Raw genomic sequence first — 21,060 nt, 5'->3', positions numbered from 1 at the left:
GCCGGTCGATTGACAAACGGCATGCGACAAGAATGCTCATTCGATAATAAATATGCTAACAGGCATATATTTGTCGTTTTTTCCAGCACCCTGTCTTCCGTACGCGTATTGAAAGATGCTGTCGATTCGCCTTATTTCAAAGTACTTTCAATGCCATCACGCCGTATTACCTGAAATCTCGAACGACAACTGATATCCCGGCTCACTAACGTGAACGATTCTCGTGCTGAACCGCGCCGCGCTCCATCGCGTGCATCGACCAAGCCCGGACGCGCCGCAGCCATGCAACCAACATGTCATCTGGCAATGCTTGAATCGAAAGCAAGGTTCCGACACAATTATCGATCCGAGGCCCAGTGCAGCCTGAATGACATAAAAAAGACGCAGCTGCCATTAATATTTAACCAACATGAAGTCATTGCATGAGTTCGAGATAATTTTCGCGTGCGACAGTAGCGAATCCCTGACAAAAGCGCTCAATACGATCGCGAGACAGTATGGTTTTACGTCGACTTTATTAGGGTTGAAATCGACCAAGGCCGCCAACTATGAAAATGCCGCAATCTGGACCACCTACCCTGCGGCGTGGCGCAAGCTTTATCTGCAGGACAAGCTTCATCTCGTCGACCCCACGGTCAACCATGCGTTGCACCATCTGAAGCCTCTGCTTTGGAATCAGGAGGATTTCCGCACGCACTGCGAGTGCGTGCTGTACGAGCAAGCGGCGGGCTATGGCCTGAAGGCCGGCATTACGTTACCGATTCACGGCTCGAAAGGGGAGTTCGGTTTGCTGAGTTTTGCGTCCGACTGCAGGCTTACCCGCGCCGACATGCTGGCCAGTGTTTCCGCGTTGACGCTGACGCGCGATCTGGCATTCGAATGCGGGCTGGAACTCCTCCCGTCCGATACGCGCAAATCGTGCAAATCTCCGTTAACGCCGAGGGAATCGGAATGTCTCAAGTGGCTTACAAATGGCAAGACGTCGTGGGAGATTTCGAAAATCCTGATCTGCTCCGAGGCGACCGTCAACTTTCACGTGTCCAACATCCTCAAGAAACTCGGCGTACTCAATCGTCAGCAAGCGATCGCCAAAAGCCTGATCGAGGGATGGGTCGTCGTATGACACCCGGACCCTATCAAATGTTCTAGTATTCGCCACGACGGCCCTCCCTAAGAATAAGCCACCTTCGTTGAACGGGAGATGGCATGAAACCGCTGATCAAAATCGGGCGTCGCAACGTATTTCACCAGGACGAGATTCAGGAAATGTTCCGGCTGCGCGCCCGCGTGTTCAGGGAGCGCCTGAACTGGGACGTCAACGTGTTCGACGGCATGGAGGTGGACAGCTACGATGCGCTGGACCCGCGGTATCTGACTGTGCGCGCCAGCGATGGTCAGCTGTGCGGCTGCTGGCGCATCCTCGGCACGCAAGGTCCGTACATGCTGAAGAATTCATTCACGCATCTACTGGAAGGCCAGCCCGCGCCCAATGCGCCTGACATCTGGGAGTTGAGCCGCTTCGCGCTTGCCAGCGACACGGTCACGCGCCAATTCGGTTTTTCGAATCCGACCGTCATGTCGATCGCGAGCGTGCTGTCATACGCGCACCGGTCGGGCATCACGCGCTACGTGACGGTGACCACTCCCGCGATCGAGCGGATGCTCCGTCATCTCGGCGTCGCGTCGCGTCGCTTCAGCCCGCGCAACAAAGTGGACACCGCGACGCCGATCGCGCTGTGGATCGACGTCGCGGATTCCCTGTCGCACCTGCACCGGATCCCGGGACTCGCGGCCGCACTGCCGGAGCACGAGCAGCCGGTGGCCGAAGCCGCCTGACCCGGCGCTTTGCCGGGCCCGACGGGGTTCAGGCAGGGCGTTCGCTCCGCACGCGCGCCGCGAACGCCTCGAGCGTCATCGTGCCGAGATCCTCGCCGGAATGGGCGCGAACCGATACCACGCCCGCTTCGCGCTCGCGCTCGCCGGCCACCAGTAGGTACGGCACCTTCTGCAGCACGTGTTCCCGCACCTTGTAGCCGATCTTTTCGTTACGCACGTCGACATCCACTCGCACGCCGTGCGCGATCAGCGCACGCCGCACGTCGTGCACGTACTCGCGCTGCGCATCGGTCACGTTCAGCACCATCGCCTGGATCGGCGCGAGCCACACCGGCAGGTGCCCCGCATGGTGCTCGATCAGGATGCCGATGAAACGCTCCATCGAGCCGACGATCGCCCGGTGCAACATCACCGGCGTCCTGCGCTCGGAGCGGTCGTCAATGTATTCCGCGCCGAGCTTTTCGGGCATCAGGTAGTCGGCCTGGATCGTGCCGACCTGCCACTCGCGGCCAATTGCGTCCTTCAGGTGGTACTCAACCTTCGGGCTGTAGAACGCGCCCTCGCCCGGCAGTTCCTCCCACTCGACGCCACACTTGCGCAGCGCGTCGCGCAACGTGTTTTCCGCGCGGTCCCAGACCTCGTCCGAACCGAGACGCAGCTCCGGCCGCAGCGCGATCTTCACCGCGATGCTGTCGTCGCCGAAACCGAAATCCCGATAGACCTTCATCGCCTGCCGATGGAACGCGGCAACCTCGTCCTCGATCTGCGCTTCCGTGCAGAAGATGTGGCCGTCGTCTTGCGTGAACGCGCGCACGCGCATGATGCCGTGCAGCGCGCCCGACGCCTCGTTGCGATGGCAGCCGCCGAACTCGCCATAGCGCAGCGGCAGATCGCGATAGCTGCGCAGCCCGTGCTTGAAGATCTGGATGTGGCCGGGGCAATTCATCGGCTTGAGCGCGTACTCGCGCTTCTCCGATTCGGTGAAGAACATGTTCTCCTTGTAATTGTCCCAGTGCCCTGAACGCTTCCACAGCGACACGTCGACGACCTGCGGCGCCTTGACTTCCTGGTAGCCGCATTCGACGTAGACGCGCCGCATGTACTGCTCGACAACCTGCCACACGCTCCATCCCTTCGGATGCCAGAACACCATGCCGGGTGCTTCTTCCTGAATGTGGAACAGATCGAGTTGCTTGCCGATCTTGCGGTGATCGCGCCGCTCGGCTTCCGCGAGCTGATGCAGGTATGCCTGGAGGTCGGCGTCGTTCAGCCATGCGGTGCCGTAGACGCGGCAGAGCATCTCGTTGTTCGAGTCGCCGCGCCAGTAGGCGCCCGCCGTCTTCATCAACTTGAACGCGCGCAGCGCGCGCGTGTTCGGCACGTGCGGCCCGCGGCACAGATCCGAGAATTCCCCCTGCGTGTAGATCCTCAGTTGCTCGTGTTCGGGAATACTCGCGACGATCTCGGCCTTGTACGTCTGCCCGCGATCGGAGAAGAACCGGATCGCGTCGTCGCGCGACAGAACCGCCCGCGAAACCGGCACCGCCTCGGCAACGATCGCGCGCATTTCCGCTTCGATGCGCGGCAGATCGTCTTCCGACAACGGCGGCGAAATCGAAATGTCGTAGTAGAAGCCGTTCTCGCTCACCGGGCCGATCGAGAACTGCGCGGCCGGATACAGGCGCTGCACGGCCTGTGCCAGCAGGTGCGCGCACGAATGCCGGATGATCGACAACGCATCCGGATGCTTTTCCGTCACGATCTCCGCTGTCGCATCGATATCGATCAGGTAATCCAGGTCAACGAGCTTGCCGTCGATTTTACCCGCGAGCGCCGCCTTGGCGAGGCCGGGGCCGATATCCGCCGCCAGCGCGGCGACCGTCACGGGATGGTCGTAAGCGCGCCGACTACCGTCCGGAAGAGCAATTGAAATCATGGAATTGAATAATCGTGAATATTGAGATTACACGCGCCACATCGATGCGATGTTCTCGGGCGAGCGGATGAAACTATCACATATCCGTGCCATTTCCGAACTTTATATCGAATCGAACGCGGCATTCGCGAGGAACGGACGCATCTTGTTTCCCGTTTCCAGCCATTCCCGATACGGATCACTGCCCTTGACGATTCCGCTGCCCGCATACACGCGCACTTCGCGGCCCGTCACGCGGGCGCTTCGGATCGCGAGCGCAAAATCGGCGTCGCCGGCGGCGGGCCGGAACAGGCCGAGCCCGCCCGCGAAGAAGCCGCGTTCGATGTGTTCGAAGCGACGCAGCCGCTCGCCGCACAGCTCGACCGGCTTTCCCCAGATCGTGGCCGGCGGATAGATGACCGCCAGCACGCCGAACACGTCGGTATCCGCGCGCAGGCGTGCGGTCATCCTGCTGCGCAGGTGCTGGACATAGCCGAGGTCCAGCACGTCGCGCGCATGGTCCACCGTCAGCGTGCCGGGCACGCACACGCGACCGAGCGCGTCCTCGAACATGCGTGCGGCCGTCTCGTGCTCCTCGATCTCCTTCGCATCGCTCAGCAGCTCGTCGCGGTAACGGCTATGCCGGTCGGTGGCGCCGCTGCCCTTGCGTGTGCCGGCCAGCGGCTCCACGCAGACTTCGCCGCCGGACACGCGCACGAGCGTTTCCGGCGAGATGCCGATCCACGCGTCGCCGTCGTCCCAGCGAAACAGATATTCGTAGCGGTTGGACTGCTGCCGCGCGACGGATTCGAGCAGTGCCAGCGGACAGACGTCGCCGTCGATCGCCAGCCGCACCTCCCGACCGATCACCACCTTGTCGCGCGCGTCGCCGGACAGCTCGCCGAGCATCGCAACCAGACTGTCGACATAAGCCGGCGCATCGGGCACGTTCGTCCGCTCGAGCACGCGCCACGCCGGCGCCGGCGCATCGGCGTCGTCCATCGACAGCGCACCGGCAAGCGCCGCGGTCGCAGCGGCCTTCGCGCCGGTATCGGCGGCCGTCGCGACGACGCAGCCGCCCGCGTCGCTCAATTCGATCGCGATGCGCGGCACCGTGAACCGCGCGGGCTGCGCCAACGCGTCGGGATGCGTCGCGCACTGCCAGCCGCCGAGAAGTGTCGCCTCGGTCAGATGGCGGCCGGTCCGGCGAACCAGCATTGACAGGTTGTCGAACACCTGCTGATGAAATTCGCGACGCCGGTCGACGGTGTAGCGCAACGACGACAGCACGCGCCCGCCTTCCCGCAGCGCAAGATGCATCACGTCGCCGTCGCGCCGCGCGTCGATCTCGAGCGCGCTACCGATCGCGACGATCGTCTCGGGACCGCGCGCGGTTTCGCGGCTGAACACGCACAGGAACTCGCGGGCATCGTTCGCGCGCAACGCCGCGAGACGGCGCGCGAGCCGAATGGCGAAGGGCTTCAGTGCGCGACCGTCGACGGCGGCCGGAAGCGGGAAGCGGTCGAATGCCGCATGGTCGAAGTCGGTCGCGAATTCACATTCAACATTCATATCGTCCTCTCGTGCCGTGAATGAAGTGACTGCACGAGCGCAGCGCCACCTCGAAGCCGCCCGCCGCTACGACACCGCTCAGCGAGTGGCCGCAGCGGCGGTGCAACGCCTGTGTCCACTCGACGTCGCCCGCGCCGTCGCATGCGTCGTAGAGCCAGACGGTGCGCAGCGGTACGGCGCGCAGTGCGTCGAACGTGTCGCATAGATCGTTCTCGCCGTCGCCGCGTGCCGCGATACAGACCAGCACGTCATGCCCTGCGGCCGCCAGACGCCTGGCGTGCTCGACGATCGCACGGGGTCGTGCGCCCCGCGGGATGCGCAACGCCGGCACATCGCCCGCCCCGCCCCCTGCCTCGCCGCGCAGCACGGGCATGCCCGCCATGAACGTCAGATAGCGCTGCAGCGTATCGGCGTCGCGTCGTTGCAGCCGCGCATCGCCGCCGTCGAGCGCCAATGCGACGGCGCGCCCCGTCTCCAGCGCCCGTGCGGCGGGCGGCCACGTGCCGTCCGCGGCGCTCGCGCCCGTCGTCCATCGCAATGACACCACCTCACCCGCTTCATTCGTCATGATTGTCCTCGTCACTCTTGTCACCAGCCCGTTTCAGAACGTCGCTCCGCCATCCACCACCAGCTCGCGCATCGTGATGTGGCCGGCGTCGTCGGACAGCAGGAATGCCACGCTCTGCGCGATGTCGCGCGGCACCGCGATCTTGCCGAGCGGGATGCCCGCGCGAAACACGGACGGATCGCCCGCGATCGAGCGCGCGTCGCGCTCCGGCCCCGTCCCGGCCACTTCGGCCAGCATCGGCGTATCGGTGGAGCCCGGCGACACGACGTTGCACCGAATGCCGTATTGGGCCAGCTCGAGGCCGGCGCAGCGGGTCAGCATGGTTGCGGCGGCCTTCGACGCACAGTAGGCCGTCAGGCCGGAACGGGGCGTCGCTCCGGCGTTCGACGCGACGGTCACGATCGCACCGCGCCGCCGCGCGGCCATGCGCGCGGCGACCGCCTGGGTGACGACGAGCGTGCCGTATGCGTTGACGTCGAGCATGTGCCGCCACGACTGCGCGTCCGTCGACAGGAACACGCCCGTCGTCAGCACGCCGGCCGCGTTGACGAGCCCGTCGACCGGCCGTTCGTCGTCGAGCGCCGCGACCAGCGCGCCGATCGCCGGTGCATCGCGAATGTCCGCCACGTGCGCACGAATGCGGCCGGCCGTGTCCGGATCGAGGTCGCCGCACCACGCGTGCAATGCCTGCACCGCGACATCCAGCACCTGCACGTGCGCGCCCTCGGCAGCGAGCAGCCGCGCGACCGCTTCGCCGATGCCGCGTGCGCCGCCCGTCACGATGACGTTCCGGCCGGCGAAACGTCGACCCGCCGGCCCGCTCACGCGCGCCCCCGCTCGCGGGCCTCGATCAGCGCCCACCAGTCACCCAGCGTGCGGCGTTCGGCCAGTTCGCCGAATCCGAGTTCGACGCCGAGCTTGCGCCAGCCGTCGATCAGCACCAGCAGCCGCAGCGAATCGAGCCCCGCCTCGAACGGCGCGAGGCCGTCGGACATGGCCGAGACGTCGACGCGAGCGGCGCTGGCCACGTCCGCGAGGAAGCGTTCCCGGGTCAGCCCGGCAGTCGTCGGGGTCGGGGTCGCCGTCATTGCATCGCCTCCATCGTCACGGGGCGCGTCTCGGCGAATTCGGCGCACAGCGCATCCGTCGTCAGCACGCGGCCGGCCAGGCTCGCCACGTAGTCGATCGCGAGTTGATGATGTTCGCGGGAGAAATCGCCGAGCGCATCCGCCACGAAGAATGGCTGAATGTCGGCCATGAACGTCTCCGTCGCGGTCACGAGGCAGCCGATGTGCGCATAAACCCCGCACACGACGAGCTGACGCGCGCCCGCCGCGCGCAGGCGGTCCAGGAAGTCGCTGTTCGCGTAGGCGCTGTAGCGGTGCTTGGTCATGACGACGTCGTGCGGACGCGGCGCGAGTGCGTCGACGATCGCCGCATCCTCGGCGCGCGACGACAGGCCCGGCCCCCAGACGTCGCAGAGCAGCCCGCGATCGTCTGGATGCTGGTCGCCGGGCTGCGCCGTGTAATACACCGGAATGCCGAGCGCATCGCACTGCGCGCGCAGTCTCGCGATGCGGCCGATCAACTGACCGACGAACTCGGTCGATTCGTAGCCGCGCAAGAAATAGCGCTGCATGTCGTGAATCAGCAGCGCCGAGCGGCGCGCGTCGGCGCGCCAGTTCGTACCGGGCCGCTGCATTGCCGGCCGAACCGGTGGGTCGTAGTGCTTGATGTTCGGTAATGCCATGAGGAATCCTCTTTCGTTCGTAACGACCGCCTCTCGGCGGCCCGTGTCGCGCGCGCCGCGCCGCTCACGCCGCGCCGAGCGCGTCCTCGCGTCCGGGCGCGTCCTAGCGTCCGGGCGCGAAGCGCGCGCGCAGCACTTTCTTGTCGGTCTTGCCGAGCGTCGTCCTGGGTAGCGCCGGGACGATCAGCACGACGTCGGGTACCTTGAACTGCGCGACGCCGCGGGCGCGCACGAACGCCCGGAGCCGGCCGGCAAACGCACTTTCGTCCTTCATGTGGTCCGCGACGACGACGAACGCGCACGACGCTTCGCCGAGATAGCGATCCGGCAACCCGACCACCGCGGCCTCGAAGACCCCCGGGAACGCCAGCAGATGCGCCTCGATCTCCTCGGCCGCGATCTTCTCGCCTCCCCGGTTGACCTGATCCTTCAGCCGCCCTTCGACGACCAGGTAGCCGTCGGCGCGACGGCGGACCCGGTCGCCCGTACGGTAATAGCCGTCCGGCGTGAACGCCTGCGCCGCCTGCGGCGACGCATTGAAATAGCCGGGAATCGTGTAGGGCCCGCGCACCAGCAGATGGCCGGTTTCGCCGTCCGGCACGGGGCGGTCGTCGTCGTCGACCATCAGGATTTCATCCGCCGGGGACATCGGCAGGCCCTGCGTATGCAGCACACGATCGGGCGGATCGCCGCGACGCGTATACGCGACCATGCCCTCCGTCATGCCGAACACCTGCTGCAGTTCGCAGCCGAAATGCCCGACGACGCGCGCCGCGACGTCCGAGCTCAGCGCGGCCCCGCCGATCTGCACGAAATCGAGCGACGCGAATGCGTGCGGCGGCGTGGTTTCGAGCCACGCCTGGGCGAGGCCCGGCACGAGCGACGTGAACGCGGACCGGCCGGCGTCGAGAAACGCCAGCGCGTTGAGCGCGGTGTGCCCGCTCGGCTCGCGCAGCATCACGATGCATCCACCCGCATGGATCACGCCGAGCACGCCCGGCGAACTCAGCGTGAAATTGTGCGCGGCCGGCAGCACGCACAGATAGGCGCTGCGCGCAGAGAGCCCGCACACGTGGGCGCTGCGCCGCACGCTGTACAGATAGTCCTCGTGCGTGCGGACGATGAACTTCGGCATGCCGGTGCTGCCGCCCGACAGCATCACGAGCGCGGCGGCGCTCGCAGCCGGTTCCGGGCGCCGCGTCTGCACGCCGTACAGCGACGCGTGCGAGCGATAGCCAGCCGCGTCGCCGACCACGAACACGTGGCGCACCGTGTCGACGGCATCGAGCAACTCGGCGGCGATCAGGCGGTAATCGGTGGCAAAGACGCGATCCTGCACCCAGTACCCGACCGCCCCGGTGCCGGCCGCGACGTGCTTGAGCTCCGCGATGCGGTCGGACGGCAATGCCATCACCGGCACCGCGCCGATGCGCGCCAGCCCGAACAGCGCCTCGACGAACTCGATCGAATTGGGCAACTGGACGACGACGCGGTCGCCGGCACGCAGGCCGGCCGCCGTCAGGCCGTTCGCGACCCGGTCGACCATCGTGTCGAGCTCGCAGTAGGTCACCTTCCGGCAGCCGTCGACGATCGCCAGCGCGTCGGGTTGCGTGGCCGCCGCGCGCCGCAGCATCGCGCCGAGCGTCTCGTCGGTCCAGAATCCGGCGCGACGATAGCGCTCCGCCTCCGGATAGCGGGGAAAACTGTCAAAGATTGTCATACGCAGTGTTCCGCGGTTTCGCGGGCGGCGGCGACGGCCGGCACGCCCGGGGATGGATCGGGAAGCGCGCCGAGGCACGCGTCCCGCGACTCGGGGCCGGCGACGATGCGCCAGCCGCCCGGCAGCGGGACGAACGCCGGCCACAGCGAATGCGCGCCGAGGTCGTTCGCGAGCAGGTAGTGCGCTTCGTCTTCGTCGTCGAAAGGATTCAGGAACGCCCGCAGCGCCTGCCGCTCGCGCTCGGGCGAACTGGAAGCCGGCAGCCAGCGTGCCGTGAGCAGGCCAGCGAGCGCGTCGGCGTGCTCGGTGACGAAGTAATGGCCGCCGTCCGGAATCACGTCCAGCTCGACCGCGTCCGAATACCGCCGCCAGTCGAGATAGCGACGTGCGTAATCCGGCGTCAGCGGATCCTGGCCGCCGATCACGACGTGCAGCGGCACGTCCAGCCGCGCGGGCTCGCGCGTCTCCGAGGCGAAGAACGTCGCGGCCTGCATCGCGTCGTGCTTGGTCATCCGCGCGATCGCCGCGAGCGTGCCCGCGTCGAGCACGTCCTTGAACCCGCCGATCTGCCGCAGGAAATCGACGATGTTTTCGCCGCTGCGCGCGCCCACCTCGTCCAGCACGGCGTCCGCGTCCTCGTCGAGCAACATGCCGCCGATCGCGAGACCGATCACGTTCGCCCCCGCGCCGGCAAGCCGCCGCACGAGCGCGACCGCCAGCGCATTGCCCGCGCAGTGGCCGTAGACGACGATCGGTGCGGTCGCTTCCGCCAGCAGCCTGTCGACCGCACGGTCGATCGTCGTGTCGAGATCGACGAAGGCCTCGTCGGGCGCCGCCGGATCGTGCCCCGGAAGTTGCAGCGCGGAACAGGCGAAGCCGTCCGGCAGCGCACGCGCAAGCTCGCGATACGACAGCGCGCTGCCGCCCGCGAACGGCACGCACACCATATGTACGCGTGCCTGGGCCGGCCACTTGAAATGATGCAGCGTGCGATCGGCCGCCTCGCCTGCCCCGTCGGTGCGCGCGTCCCGCAGATAATCGGCGCACGCGCGCACCGTGGGCGCGTCGAACAGCGCCATCACCGGCATGTCGAGCGCGCGCGCCACCCGGATCGCCTTGATCGAGTCGCCGCCGACGTCGAAGAAGTTGTCATCGATGCCGATCGCGACGCCGCCGCACTGCTCGCGCCAGAGTTCGACGATGCGCTCGTCGAGCGCATCGCGCGGCGGCTCGACGACACGCTCCGTCGCCGTCGAGATATCGGGCAGCGCCTTGCGGTCGACCTTGCCGTTGCGGGTCATCGGCAACGCGTCGAGCGTGCCGAACGCGGCCGGCACCATGTAGGCGGGCACCCGTTCGCGCAGGTGTGCGCGCAGCGCCTCGACGTCGATGCGCTCGCCGCGGCGCGCGACGACGTGCGCGACCAGCTGCGCGTCGCCCACCGCGTCGCGCCGGACGGACACGACCGCATCCGATACCGGCGCGTACTCGCGCAGCCGCGCCTCGACCTCGCCCAGTTCGATCCGGTAGCCGCGCACCTTCACCTGCTGGTCGGCTCGACCGACGTATTCGAGCACGCCGTCCGGATGCAGCCGGGCCACGTCTCCGCTGCGATACATGCGCGTCCCGGCCGGACCGTACGGATTCGCGACGAAGCGCACCGCATCGAGATCGGGACGGTTCAGGTAACCCCGCGCCAGCCCAGCGCCCGTCACGTACATCTCCCCGTACGCGCCCGCCGGCACCGGCCGCAGCGCGTCGTCGAGCACGACGATGCCGAGATCGGCGTAGACCTCGCCGATCAGGCTGCCGCGCCCCGTATCGACATCGCGCTCGTCGATGAAGCGGTACGTCGCATTGATCGTCGTCTCGGTGATGCCGTACATGTTGAGCAGCCGCGTGCCGCTGTCGCGATGCCAATCGAACCACGGCTTGAGCCGGCTGGGATCCAGCGCCTCGCCGCCGAAGCACTGATAGCGGAGCCTGAGCGCCTGACGCAATGCCGGATGGTCGGCCTGCGCCTCCATGAAGCGATAGAACGCGGACGGAATCTGCCCGAACACGGTGACGCCCTCGCGCACCACGAGTTCGAGCAGCGCATCCGGTGCGCGGGTCGTTTCGGGCGGCACGACGACCAGCCGGCCGCCATGCAGCAGCGCGCCCCACATTTCCCACACCGATGCATCGAACACGTACGCGTGGCACATCGTCCACACGTCGTCGTCCCGGTAGTGGAACCACGCATCGGTCGCCTCGAAGAGCCGCACCACGTTGCGGTGCGTGATCTTCACGCCTTTCGGCTTGCCGGTCGAGCCCGAGGTAAAGATGATGTACGCGAGATCGTCCGCGCGCGGCCCCTCGCCGTCACGTGACGGCGGCGCGGCGGACGCAGCGGCGACGGCCGCGCGCGTGTCGGGCGCATCGAGCACGACGAGCCGTCGCCCCGGCGCATCGATCCGCGTCGCGAGTTCGAGCGTCGTCACGACCAGCGCCGCGTCGGAATCGTCGATGATCGCGCGAATCCGCTCCGCGGGCGCGTCAGGATCGATCGGCACATACGCGGCGCCGAACTTCAGGGTCGCCAGGATTGCGACGATCGCATCCAGCGTGCGCGGCAGCAGCAACGCGACGCGCGGATTGCCGCGCGCCGGCGTGCCGGCCGCGAAATGCCGGGCGAGCCGGTTCGCTCGCGCGTCGAGTTCCGCGTAGTCCCACGTCGTATCGTCGAGTGTCACCGCGCTTGCGTGAGGACGCTCGGCAACGCGCCGCTCGAACACGTCGACCAGCGTCGCGCCGAGGCTCCGCTCGACGGGTTCGGGCAGATGCACGTCAACGCCCTCACTCGGCAGGTACGCGTCGAGCCGGCCGACCGGGCAACTCGGGTCGACCACGAACGCGGCGGCAAACGCGACGAAGCGCTCGATCCAGCGCGCCAGCTCGTGCGGCCGATACAGCGCCGGGTTGGCCATCCCGACGATCGTCAGTGCGCCGGCCGTATCGCCGCGCTGGATCATCAGCGACACGTCGTCGGCCGGCCCCGCGCTCACCACACGGGCGATGCCGGACACGCCGCCGAACGCGATCGGATCGGTATACACGTCGACGTTGATCTGCGGCCCGGTCAATCGTCGCCCCTCGCCGATCAGATGGCAGTCGCGGCGGATGTCCTCGGCCCGATAGCGCTGATGGCGCCGCATGCCGGCGAGCCCGGCATCCACCGCCTCGACCAGCGCAGCGGCACGCGCACCCGGCCGCACGTCGAGCGACAGCGGCAGGACGTTCGCCGTCGTGCACGGCACCGACGCGGCGGCGCCGCCCAGCCGGTTCATCATCGGCACGCCGATCGTGACATCGCGGCGGCTGGTCGCCCGGCCGACGAATGCGCCGAACGCCGCGACCACCACATTGATCCAGTGCGTGCCGCATTCACTCGCGAAGCCGTGCAGCCGCTCCACGAGCGCCGCCGGCACGGACGCCGTGTGGCACACGGCGATCTCCGACGGTAACGACGTGCCGGTGCAGAGCGTCGGCACGTCGTCCAGTCCCGTGCAATACGCGCGCCAGTAGGCGCGGTCCGTTTCGCAGTCGGTGGATGCGCGATACGTGCGGTCCGCGTCGATGACTTCGGCGAATGCGCCAAACGCGGCCGCGGCGGGTTCGCGCCCGGCAGCGAGCGCGCCGTAGACATGCGCGACGCGGCGCAGGACCATCGCCAGCCCGAAACCGTCGAGCGCGATGTGATGGCTGCGGAGATAGACGTAGTCGCGCGTGCCGGTCCTGAGCAGCGCGGCATGGACGAGGCATCCCGACGACAGGTCGATCCGGCGCCGCACGTCGGCCGCCATCCACGCGTGCGCCGCACCGGCCGAATCGGGTTCCGCACGGAAATCGCGCATCTCGAATGCCGTTTCCGCGCGCGCGACGAACGCCTGACCGACGGCGCCTTCGCCGTCCGACCCGGTTTCGACGAACCGCATCCGCAGGCAGTCGGTCTCGTTCGCGGTGATGTCGAATGCTCGGCGCAGCAAGTCGGCGTCGAGCGCGGCATCGACACCCACATGCGCGGCGACGTTGTATGCCGCACTCGCCGGGTCGAGCTGATGGCCGATCCAGATCGCGTTCTGGGCCGCGGTCAATGGCAGGACGTCTGCCGGATTCAGTGGTTGCATGGCTGCGTCACGCCTCCGTGTTGGGTCCGCCGGCGCGATGCGCGCGCGGTGGCGACAAGTGATAATGCGCACCGACGGCGCCGAAGAACCGCTCGCACAACGTCGAACGGGCGTCCGGTGCGAAGCGCGCATCGATCAGGACCGGTTCGTCGAGCGTGTCCGCCCATGCGAGCAGGCGTTCGAGGTCGGCGACCGTGTCGGCGCGGCTGCCTTGCACGCCGAGGTACGCGGCCATGTGCATGAAGTCGGTCGCCGGCAGTGTGGTGAGCGGCGCATCGTCGGGATGCGACGACAACGAGGTCCAGCGCCGGTTGTTCAGCACGATGACGATCGGGCTCGCGCCGAAGCGGCGTGCGTGCATCAGTTCGAGGCCCGTCATCTGGAATGCGCCATCGCCGACGAGCACGACCGGCCGACCGGCGCCCCCGAGCTGCCACCCGATCGCGCCCGGCACGCCGATGCCCATGCTCATGTACAGCGAAGAGGTCAGCACGTCGCGCGGCTCCATGCCCAGCGACATGAAGAATGCGTCGCCGCAATCGGCGACCAGCACCCGGGACGGGTCGCGCTCGAAATACCCGCGCATCGCGGCAACGAACGCGTCGGGCGTCATCGGCGCGGCCCTGTCGTATGCCAGCGCCGGGTCGGCTTGCCGCGCGGACGCAGGGGCAAGCCGCGGCGCGGGGACAGGCGCGGCCCCGTCGACGACGATGGATTCGACGAGCGCATCGACGAATGCCGCCGTACCGACCACAAACCGTTCTCCGGCCACGCTCACGCGTCCGTCGTGCGCATGGATCAGCGCGTCGGCCGGCACGCGACCGGCCACGCCCATGTTGACGTCGGAGTTCGGTTCACCGATCACCCACAGGCAATCCGACGTTTCGACGCATTCCCGCGTCCCGGACGACGGCGACGCGGGGCCGGCATAGACGCCGCGATAACCCGGTACCGTCGGGTCGAGAACCTGGCGCGACATCGGGCTCGCGACCCAATCGAGCGCGAGCCGCTCCACGAGCGCTCGCGCCTCGCCGACGAGCCCGAAGCGCTTGATCTCGAGCCCCGGCACGAACACCGGCGCGCGCGCGGCGCGTGACAGCGCCAATGCCGCCCGCGCCGCGGCGCGGGCCGCGACACGCTCGTCCGGCGTGCCGCCCGCCGTGCGCACGGCTTCGCGATGCGCCGGGCGGTACGGAACCTCCACGCTGTACAGATCGCGCGGCACCTCCACGTACACCGGACGGCTGGCATCGCGCGCCACCGCCACCGCGCGCGCCACCTGAACGGCTGCGTCGCGCGGATCCGTCACGATCTCCTGATGCACCGTCAGTTCGCGCATGACGCGCGACTGCGTGCCGTGATCGACGATCGTGTGATGCGGAAACACGTGGTCGCCACGCTCGCGCGCGCCCGGCGCACCGCTGATCACGACGACCGGCACGCGTTCGACGTATGCCTGCGCAATCCCGTTCGCCGCATTCATCAGGCCGACGCCGTAGGTGAAGCACGCCGCAGCGGGCCGCCCGGCAGCCAGTGCGTTGCCGATCGCCGCCAGCATGATGCCGTATTCGTGCGACAGGGTCCGCAGCGACAACCCCGATACCGCGAGCCATTCGCGGCTCAGTTGCATCGTGAAGTCGCCGGGAATGCAGAACATTTCGCGAATGCCGGCGTCGACGAGTTCGCGCCCGACGATGCGTCCGACGCTCGCCCGCTCGTCGACGACGGACGCCACGTCGTCGCCCGGCTGTTCGGTAGCCGGCAAGCTCATCGCATCACTCCTTGCCGAAGCGCGGCGCGCAACGCGTCCGTCATGCCGCCGTCGAACGAAAATGCCAGCGGCGACAGCGGGAAGTCGCCGAGGAACGTCGCGACGTCGGGAGCAACCTCCTCCGGTGTCCGCTTGCGCGTACACAGCGCGGCGATGAAATCGGCGACCGTTTCGAAATCGCGTTCGACCATCCCGCGGCGCGTCATCGCCTGCACGCCCAGCCGGATACCGTGCACGCCTGGCTTGCCCGGCAACTCGATGTTGGTGGTCCGGATGCCGCCGCGATGCAGTACGTCGCGACAGGTCAGCAGCGCGTCTTCCGGCGTGCCGACGCTGAAATGCACCTGATGCGTCTCGGTAAAGCCGAACGACTCTCCGGACACGTCGAGGCCACGCGCATGCAGCGCGCGGGCGAGCGCGGCCGCGTTGCGGACCACCTGAGACGCGTACGCCGGCCCGTACGCCTCGATCTCCTTCAGAGCGACCCACATCGACGGCAGTTGCTCCGCATGGCAATTGCTTTGGATGTTCGGACACACCCAGATCGAGGTATCCGCCAGCAGCGGGTGCTCCGCCGAGCCGAACGCGACGTAGGCTTTCTGCGGGCCGGCGATGGTCTTGTGCGTATTGCCGTGCACGACGTCCGCGCCGCAACGCAGCGGCGAATCGAACCAGCCGCCCATCACGAGGCCGCCATCGTGGCTCGCGTCATACGTCAGCGTGCAATGCGCGGGCAGCGCGTCGCGGATCGCGCGCAGCGGCTGCCAGCGCAGCTTGAACGACTGGTCGAGGATCACGATCCGGATGCGCGGATGCGCATCGACCAGCGCCGCGAGGCGATCGACGTCGATCAGCAGCGTCTCGGGATCGACGGGCAGGTGGAAGATCTCGATGCCGGCCTTCGACGCGAGCGCCTCGAGCGCGAAGTGGCCGCCGTCGCCGTGCGCGAAATGCACGAAGCCGTCACCCGGCTGGCAAGCCGCGAGCATGAGCGCCTGTTCGGCCGCCGACCCGCCGTTCGGACGCCAGTCGAACGTCTGCGCGTGCAGCAGCGACTTGCCGAGCGAGCGCACCTTGTCCGCGACGGCGTGCATGTGACCCGGCTCCGGAAAGTGCCACTCGCCATCCGGCACGTCGAACGGGAACGACACGTGATAGAAGGCGCCCGCCGTCGAACCCGACGTGACGCGCACGAGCTCGCTGGGATAGTTCTCGTTGGCCGTGAGGCTCAGCGTCGCCTCGCGGTATCGATGGTCGGCCGAAAAGATATCGTTCAGCACCGTGGCGACCTCGAAAGCGCCGGTCGGTTCCTGTTTCATGGGGTGTTCCTCTCCGTCAATGAATGGATCAAACGTCACTCGGTAGCGCTCATCGCCTCGTATTCGATCCGGCAAGCCTCGCCGATGATCAGGTCGTACAGCGCGTCGACGAATTCACCGCGCAGTTCCAGCGGCGCGCCGCGAGCCCGGCAGCGCGCCTTGACCTCGTCCACGCGGCCCGGCTGCATCACCGGCGTCGCGCTTTGCTGCTTCAGCACGGCCACTTCCCGCACCAGATTCAGGCGCGCGCCCAACCGCTCGACGATTTCGTCGTCGAGTGCGTCGATACGCTGCCTCAGGTTGTTCAGCGACATAGACAATTCATTCCTGTGGTTCAACGGCGGCGAGCCGCCGCGCAAGTTCATCCTGGCTGGCCGACGAGATCGAAGATCCGCTTGCTGAGGGCGACCGTGTCCGGCCGCGGCTGCACGAGCCGCGTGTCGACCAAAGCGAGCGTGTGCCGGAACGATGCGGCGTCGTGACTCGAGCAGGTGTGTTCGAGCCGGGCGAGCGCTGCGGCAAGCGCCTGCCGCGCGTCGCGCGAATACGGGTTGTCCGTCTGGATCTCCCAGTAGACGTCGGGGTGGTTGCGCGTCATCCGCGCGAGCAATGCGACCATCACGCGAAACGGCGGCGATGCGAGCGCGAGCAGCGCGTCGAGATCGAGCGAATCGTCGGACAACACGTCACCGAACGCCAGCACGGCGCCGTGCACCAGCGTCTGCAAGATCGCCATCGAGCGGTCGTGCGCATGCGGATCCATCGGCACGATCACGAGTCCCGCGCGACGCAGCACGTCGAAGAATGCGCCGGCGCGCGGGCCGGCGGCCTCCCCGCGATGGACGACGGCCGCGGCCGGACGCCCGCGAGGGTCGAGGTCCCCGGAGAACATCGGATTGATGCCGGCGACTTCCCGGTCGGCAAGCGCCTCGCCCAGCCGTTCGAGCAGAGCGGCGAGCGGCGCCTTGATCGACAGCGTCTCGATCAGCGCGCAGTCCGGCCTGATGTGCGCCAGCAGCGACGGCAGCGCATCGGCGAGCAACTCGAACGAGATCGCACACACCACCGTATCGGCGCGCCGCAGCACGTCGGCCGCCGCAGGGCTCGGCGTGAGGATGTCCGCCTCGATCCAGTGCCCGGCGTCGCCTGCCTCGCCGCCCCGCAGGTCGATGCAGTCCACATGCCGGCCGTCGGCCCGCAGCAAGCGCGCGACCAGGCCGCCGATGCTGCCCGCGGCGCCGATGACCGCGTATCGTTGTGACATGGCTCGCTCCGTCATGCGCCGGCCGCCTTGAGGGATTCGATCGCCTCGATCAGGTTGCGCGCCTTGACCATCGTTTCGACGAATTCCTCTTCGGGATCGGAAAGCGCCGTCAGCGCGCCGCCGACGCCGAACCGAGCCTTCCCGGGGAGGACCGCGAGCGAGCGGATCACGATGCTGAGGTCGCAGGCGCCCGACAGACCGAACCAGCCGAACGCGCCCGAATAGACGCCGCGCGGCCCCGCCTCGAGCCGATCGATGATCTCCATCGTGCGAAGCTTCGGCGCGCCGGTCATCGAACCGCCCGGGAACGCCGCGCGCACGCAATCGACGCTCGACACGCCACACTTCAGCGTCCCCGAGATGGTCGAGACGAGCTGATGCACGTGCGAATAGGTTTCGACATCGAACAGCCGGGGCACGTCGACCGTGGAGAGCTCGCAAACGCGCCCAAGATCGTTGCGCAGCAGGTCGACGATCATGAGATTCTCCGCGCGGTCCTTTTCGCTGCCGAGCAGATCCTCGATCTGCCGGCGATCCTCGTCGGGAGTCGCACCGCGCGGACGCGTGCCCTTGATCGGCTTCGCCTCGACGCGACGGTCGCAATTCACGCTGATGAAGCGCTCCGGCGATGCGCTCAGCAGATGAAAATCGCCCGCCCGGAAGAACCCCGCGTGCGGTGCCGGCGAGCATTGCCTCAGTACGCGATACAGCTCGAGGGGCGCGAAATCGGGAACGAATTCGATCGTGTTGGTCAGGCACACCTCGTAGGTTTCCCCGTCGACGATCTCCTTCAGCGCGTCGCGAATCCGCTGGATATAACGCGCACGCGGATGGCGAATGCGTGCATGCTTGCCGATCCACGCCTCGACCGCTTCGATCGACATGCGGGCACGGCGCGGCGCAGCCGCAGCCGCCGAAACGGCGTGCGCCGGCCGCCGCACCGCGCGCTCGGCGGCCGCCAGCCAGTCGTTCGCGAGCCGAGCCTCGCCGGACGATCCGGGCCGCGCCGCATCCGCGTCCGCCGGTACGAGGTGCAGCAGGTACGTACGGTGCGCGATGTGGTCGATCGCGACGAGGCGGCCGGCGAACATGAAGACGGCCGCCGGCTCGTCGCTCGCGTGCGCGCATCCGCTCCCCGCTTCGGCCTTCAGTTCGTAGCCGAGATAACCGACGTAGCCGCCGTCGAAACCGAACGGCAGTTCGTCCGCGCCGTCGATGCGAACGGCCGCGATCCGGTCAGCCAGAAAATCGAAGAAGTTCGGCACGGTGCAGGACGACGTGCCGGCGTCGGTCTCGACTTCGACGCGACGCGTCGCCAGATCGTAGCGAAACGCCTCGGCGCCCGGCGCATGCGCATCGCCGACGAACGAGAAGCGCGAGAACCCGTCCCGCACCACGCTGCTCTCGAGGAGGAACGCATTCCGGCTCTCGCCGAACAGTGCATCGAACACGTCGAGCGGATCGGGGCACGCGTCGATGACGCGCCATTCGGCGCGGAACGTCGAAGCCGGCGCCGCGGCGGACAGGACCTGATGATCGGCATGCATCACTGCACCTCCCGACCGGCGCGATGCGCAAGCGCGATGTCGCGAAAGTTCGTCAACAGCGCCTTGCCGGCCTGCGTGCAGATCGATTCGGGATGAAACTGAATGCCGTGCAGCGGCCGGCTCACGTGACGGATGCCGTGGATCATCCCGCCGGCGCCCCATGCCGTGACGACGAACGGGTCGTGCACCTCCCTGACGACGAGCGAGTGGTAGCGCACGACCGACAGGTCGGCCGGCAGCCCGGCGAACACGCCGCGATTGTCGTGCTGGATCACGCTGATGCGCCCGTGCACCGGCTCGTCGGCATGCACGACGTCCATGCCGTGCATCTGCGCCATGCACTGGTGACCGAGACAGACGCCCAGGACCGGCACGCGCGCCCGTTCGATGACCTTCACGCTCGCCCCGACGTCGCCGGCAGTCGCCGGATGGCCGGGCCCCGGCGAAATGATGATGCAGTCGTAGCGGCCGAGATCGATGTCGTCGGGCTCGACCGTGTTCAGGACGACGTCCGGTTCCTCGCCGCAGACCTCGCCCATGTACTGGAAAAGGTTGTAGGTAAAGGAATCGAAGTTGTCGACGATGAGGGTATTGCACATGGCGGCGTCTCCCTTACTGGAATGCGTATCCGCGGGCCGCGAACGCGTCGCGAACGTCGTCCCGATCGAGGATGCCGAACGTTTTCGCGAGTCGTAACAGCCGTGCCTTCGTACGGGTCGACAGCGTCGCGTGATTGCCTGAATAGGTATCCTGCGTATCGTCGAGAATGCGCTGCACGTCACCGCTCGGGAAGCCGCATGCGTCGAGCATCTCGCGCTCGAAGGCGCGATGCGGATCGATGCCGAGGAAGTCGTCGAGAAATGCCGGCAACAAGGTGCCAAACGTCGACTGCACGGTCGCGTCGAGCTGCGCCCAGCGCTTGCGCATCAGATCGTTGAAGTAGTTCGAATGCCGTCCCTCGTCCATCACGTGATCCGTCATCAGCGTGATGTAGGACTTCGTCAACTCCTTCTCGCGGCCCATCGTCGCGATCTCGTTCGTGAGCACGTTCTCCGCGAGCGTGACCGCCAGCAGCTGGAAGTCCATCCTGAGTTGGGGAGGCAGCGTCGCGTAGACCCGCGCCGTCGCATCGAGCTTGCGGTTCGTCTGCGGCACCGACAGCGGTGCGATGCCGCTCTTCGCGCGCATCTGCACGATGTAGTCGAGCGCGACATGCGCGTGATAACCCTCGTCGATGATGACAGTGAGCGCCTGCAGGCGCTCCACGTCATCGACCGGAAAGATGCGGTCGTGCACCAGGTCGAGGCTGCACTGGATCACGAACTTGGTCTCGAGCAGGCCGACTCCGTAGAGGAAGCGGTATGCCGACTGCGTGAGGATGAACGACCTGATCTCCTTGCCGCGCGCCACGACGAGCGGATGCTCGCAAATGATGCTGAGGGCGGTCGGGTAGATCAGTGCGTCGGTTGTGTAGTCGGGCACGATGATGCGCGGCGTATAGCGCACTGTCGCCTTTTCGTACCACGCGCTGATGGCGCCGTCCGGCGCCGGGTGATTTTCTTGTGCCTGATTCATCGGCGGCTCCTGAAATACGGCGTTGATTCGACTGAGCGAGACCGGCCGTATTAG

17 protein-coding genes are annotated in these 21,060 nt (G+C 67.3%); 2 read left to right on the top strand and 15 right to left on the bottom strand.

All coding sequences use genetic code 11. The features are described from left to right. Nucleotides 1–409 precede the first annotated feature (409 nt). Entirely contained in the window at nt 410–1,123 is a 714-nt protein-coding gene (locus DIE06_RS06115; protein ID WP_124660613.1) for a LuxR family transcriptional regulator, read from the top strand. An 83-nt stretch (nt 1,124–1,206) separates the two neighbouring features. Further along, a complete protein-coding gene (locus DIE06_RS06110; protein ID WP_124660612.1) occupies nt 1,207–1,836 on the top strand; it encodes an acyl-homoserine-lactone synthase in 630 nt (209 codons plus the stop codon). A 28-nt stretch (nt 1,837–1,864) separates the two neighbouring features. Here the strand turns inward: DIE06_RS06110 and thrS are convergent, their stop codons facing one another. The 15 genes from thrS to DIE06_RS06040 form a co-directional block, all read right to left on the bottom strand. After that, nucleotides 1,865–3,772 (bottom strand): threonine--tRNA ligase, encoded by a 1,908-nt coding sequence (thrS, locus tag DIE06_RS06105; protein ID WP_124660611.1) that lies wholly within the window; start codon nt 3,770–3,772, stop codon nt 1,865–1,867. Nucleotides 3,773–3,874: 102 nt separating this feature from the next. Beyond that, on the bottom strand, nt 3,875–5,323 hold the full coding sequence (locus DIE06_RS06100; protein ID WP_124660610.1) for a chorismate-binding protein: 1,449 nt from the start codon (nt 5,321–5,323) through the stop codon (nt 3,875–3,877). Further along, on the bottom strand, nt 5,313–5,891 hold the full coding sequence (locus DIE06_RS06095; RefSeq protein ID WP_124660609.1) for a hypothetical protein: 579 nt from the start codon (nt 5,889–5,891) through the stop codon (nt 5,313–5,315). The genes DIE06_RS06100 and DIE06_RS06095 overlap by 11 nt, the downstream gene beginning before the upstream one ends. Before the next feature lie 33 nt (nt 5,892–5,924). Further along, complete coding sequence (locus DIE06_RS06090; RefSeq protein WP_124660608.1) at nt 5,925–6,671, bottom strand: SDR family oxidoreductase; 747 nt, start codon at nt 6,669–6,671, stop codon at nt 5,925–5,927. A 41-nt stretch (nt 6,672–6,712) separates the two neighbouring features. Continuing rightward, on the bottom strand, nt 6,713–6,979 hold the full coding sequence (locus DIE06_RS06085) for a phosphopantetheine attachment domain protein (protein WP_124660607.1): 267 nt from the start codon (nt 6,977–6,979) through the stop codon (nt 6,713–6,715). After that, nucleotides 6,976–7,641 carry an isochorismatase family protein gene (locus tag DIE06_RS06080; protein WP_124660606.1) on the bottom strand — a complete coding sequence of 222 codons (666 nt, stop codon included), beginning with the start codon at nt 7,639–7,641 and terminating at the stop codon, nt 6,976–6,978. Before DIE06_RS06080 ends, DIE06_RS06085 begins: the two co-directional genes overlap by 4 nt. A gap of 103 nt (nt 7,642–7,744) precedes the next feature. Next, the gene (locus DIE06_RS06075) at nt 7,745–9,361 is read right to left on the bottom strand and encodes a (2,3-dihydroxybenzoyl)adenylate synthase (protein ID WP_124660605.1); all 1,617 of its coding nucleotides are present in this window, start codon (nt 9,359–9,361) and stop codon (nt 7,745–7,747) included. Then, complete coding sequence (locus DIE06_RS06070) at nt 9,358–13,530, bottom strand: non-ribosomal peptide synthetase (protein WP_185733356.1); 4,173 nt, start codon at nt 13,528–13,530, stop codon at nt 9,358–9,360. Before DIE06_RS06070 ends, DIE06_RS06075 begins: the two co-directional genes overlap by 4 nt. Nucleotides 13,531–13,537: 7 nt before the next feature. After that, nucleotides 13,538–15,301, bottom strand: a complete 1,764-nt coding sequence (locus DIE06_RS06065; protein WP_124660603.1) for a thiamine pyrophosphate-dependent enzyme — start codon at nt 15,299–15,301, stop codon at nt 13,538–13,540. Beyond that, nucleotides 15,298–16,620: a hypothetical protein gene (locus DIE06_RS06060; protein WP_124660602.1), complete on the bottom strand. Its 1,323-nt coding sequence runs from the start codon at nt 16,618–16,620 to the stop codon at nt 15,298–15,300. The genes DIE06_RS06065 and DIE06_RS06060 overlap by 4 nt, the downstream gene beginning before the upstream one ends. 35 nt (nt 16,621–16,655) lie before the next feature. Further along, a complete protein-coding gene (locus DIE06_RS06055) occupies nt 16,656–16,985 on the bottom strand; it encodes a chorismate mutase (protein WP_221624043.1) in 330 nt (109 codons plus the stop codon). Further along, the gene (locus tag DIE06_RS06050) at nt 16,982–17,884 is read right to left on the bottom strand and encodes a prephenate dehydrogenase dimerization domain-containing protein (RefSeq protein WP_185733355.1); all 903 of its coding nucleotides are present in this window, start codon (nt 17,882–17,884) and stop codon (nt 16,982–16,984) included. The genes DIE06_RS06055 and DIE06_RS06050 overlap by 4 nt, the downstream gene beginning before the upstream one ends. 11 nt (nt 17,885–17,895) lie before the next feature. Continuing rightward, nucleotides 17,896–19,431, bottom strand: a complete 1,536-nt coding sequence (gene pabB, locus DIE06_RS06045) for an aminodeoxychorismate synthase component I (protein WP_221624042.1) — start codon at nt 19,429–19,431, stop codon at nt 17,896–17,898. Further along, complete coding sequence (locus DIE06_RS38655; protein WP_221624041.1) at nt 19,431–20,030, bottom strand: aminodeoxychorismate/anthranilate synthase component II; 600 nt, start codon at nt 20,028–20,030, stop codon at nt 19,431–19,433. The genes pabB and DIE06_RS38655 overlap by 1 nt, the downstream gene beginning before the upstream one ends. Before the next feature lie 13 nt (nt 20,031–20,043). Next, on the bottom strand, nt 20,044–21,006 hold the full coding sequence (locus DIE06_RS06040; protein WP_124660600.1) for a diiron oxygenase: 963 nt from the start codon (nt 21,004–21,006) through the stop codon (nt 20,044–20,046). Nucleotides 21,007–21,060 lie beyond the last annotated feature (54 nt).

Origin of the sequence: Burkholderia sp. Bp8998 (genome assembly GCF_003854235.1) — a bacterium.
Taxonomy (GTDB): Bacteria; Pseudomonadota; Gammaproteobacteria; order Burkholderiales; family Burkholderiaceae; genus Burkholderia.
This window is presented reverse-complemented; position numbering and strand designations above follow the sequence as displayed.

What these genes read in the sequence shown, in the direction of transcription:
- DIE06_RS06115 (WP_124660613.1), top strand. Translation starts at nt 410, where the DNA reads ATGAAGTCATTGCATGAGTTCGAGATAATTTTCGCGTGCGACAGTAGC.
- DIE06_RS06110 (WP_124660612.1), top strand. Translation starts at nt 1,207, where the DNA reads ATGAAACCGCTGATCAAAATCGGGCGTCGCAACGTATTTCACCAGGAC.
- thrS (WP_124660611.1), bottom strand. Translation starts at nt 3,772, where the DNA reads ATGATTTCAATTGCTCTTCCGGACGGTAGTCGGCGCGCTTACGACCAT.
- DIE06_RS06100 (WP_124660610.1), bottom strand. Translation starts at nt 5,323, where the DNA reads ATGAATGTTGAATGTGAATTCGCGACCGACTTCGACCATGCGGCATTC.
- DIE06_RS06095 (WP_124660609.1), bottom strand. Translation starts at nt 5,891, where the DNA reads ATGACGAATGAAGCGGGTGAGGTGGTGTCATTGCGATGGACGACGGGC.
- DIE06_RS06085 (WP_124660607.1), bottom strand. Translation starts at nt 6,979, where the DNA reads ATGACGGCGACCCCGACCCCGACGACTGCCGGGCTGACCCGGGAACGC.
- DIE06_RS06080 (WP_124660606.1), bottom strand. Translation starts at nt 7,641, where the DNA reads ATGGCATTACCGAACATCAAGCACTACGACCCACCGGTTCGGCCGGCA.
- DIE06_RS06075 (WP_124660605.1), bottom strand. Translation starts at nt 9,361, where the DNA reads ATGACAATCTTTGACAGTTTTCCCCGCTATCCGGAGGCGGAGCGCTAT.
- DIE06_RS06070 (WP_185733356.1), bottom strand. Translation starts at nt 13,530, where the DNA reads ATGCAACCACTGAATCCGGCAGACGTCCTGCCATTGACCGCGGCCCAG.
- DIE06_RS06065 (WP_124660603.1), bottom strand. Translation starts at nt 15,301, where the DNA reads ATGAGCTTGCCGGCTACCGAACAGCCGGGCGACGACGTGGCGTCCGTC.
- DIE06_RS06060 (WP_124660602.1), bottom strand. Translation starts at nt 16,620, where the DNA reads ATGAAACAGGAACCGACCGGCGCTTTCGAGGTCGCCACGGTGCTGAAC.
- DIE06_RS06055 (WP_221624043.1), bottom strand. Translation starts at nt 16,985, where the DNA reads ATGAACTTGCGCGGCGGCTCGCCGCCGTTGAACCACAGGAATGAATTG.
- DIE06_RS06050 (WP_185733355.1), bottom strand. Translation starts at nt 17,884, where the DNA reads ATGTCACAACGATACGCGGTCATCGGCGCCGCGGGCAGCATCGGCGGC.
- pabB (WP_221624042.1), bottom strand. Translation starts at nt 19,431, where the DNA reads ATGCATGCCGATCATCAGGTCCTGTCCGCCGCGGCGCCGGCTTCGACG.
- DIE06_RS38655 (WP_221624041.1), bottom strand. Translation starts at nt 20,030, where the DNA reads ATGTGCAATACCCTCATCGTCGACAACTTCGATTCCTTTACCTACAAC.
- DIE06_RS06040 (WP_124660600.1), bottom strand. Translation starts at nt 21,006, where the DNA reads ATGAATCAGGCACAAGAAAATCACCCGGCGCCGGACGGCGCCATCAGC.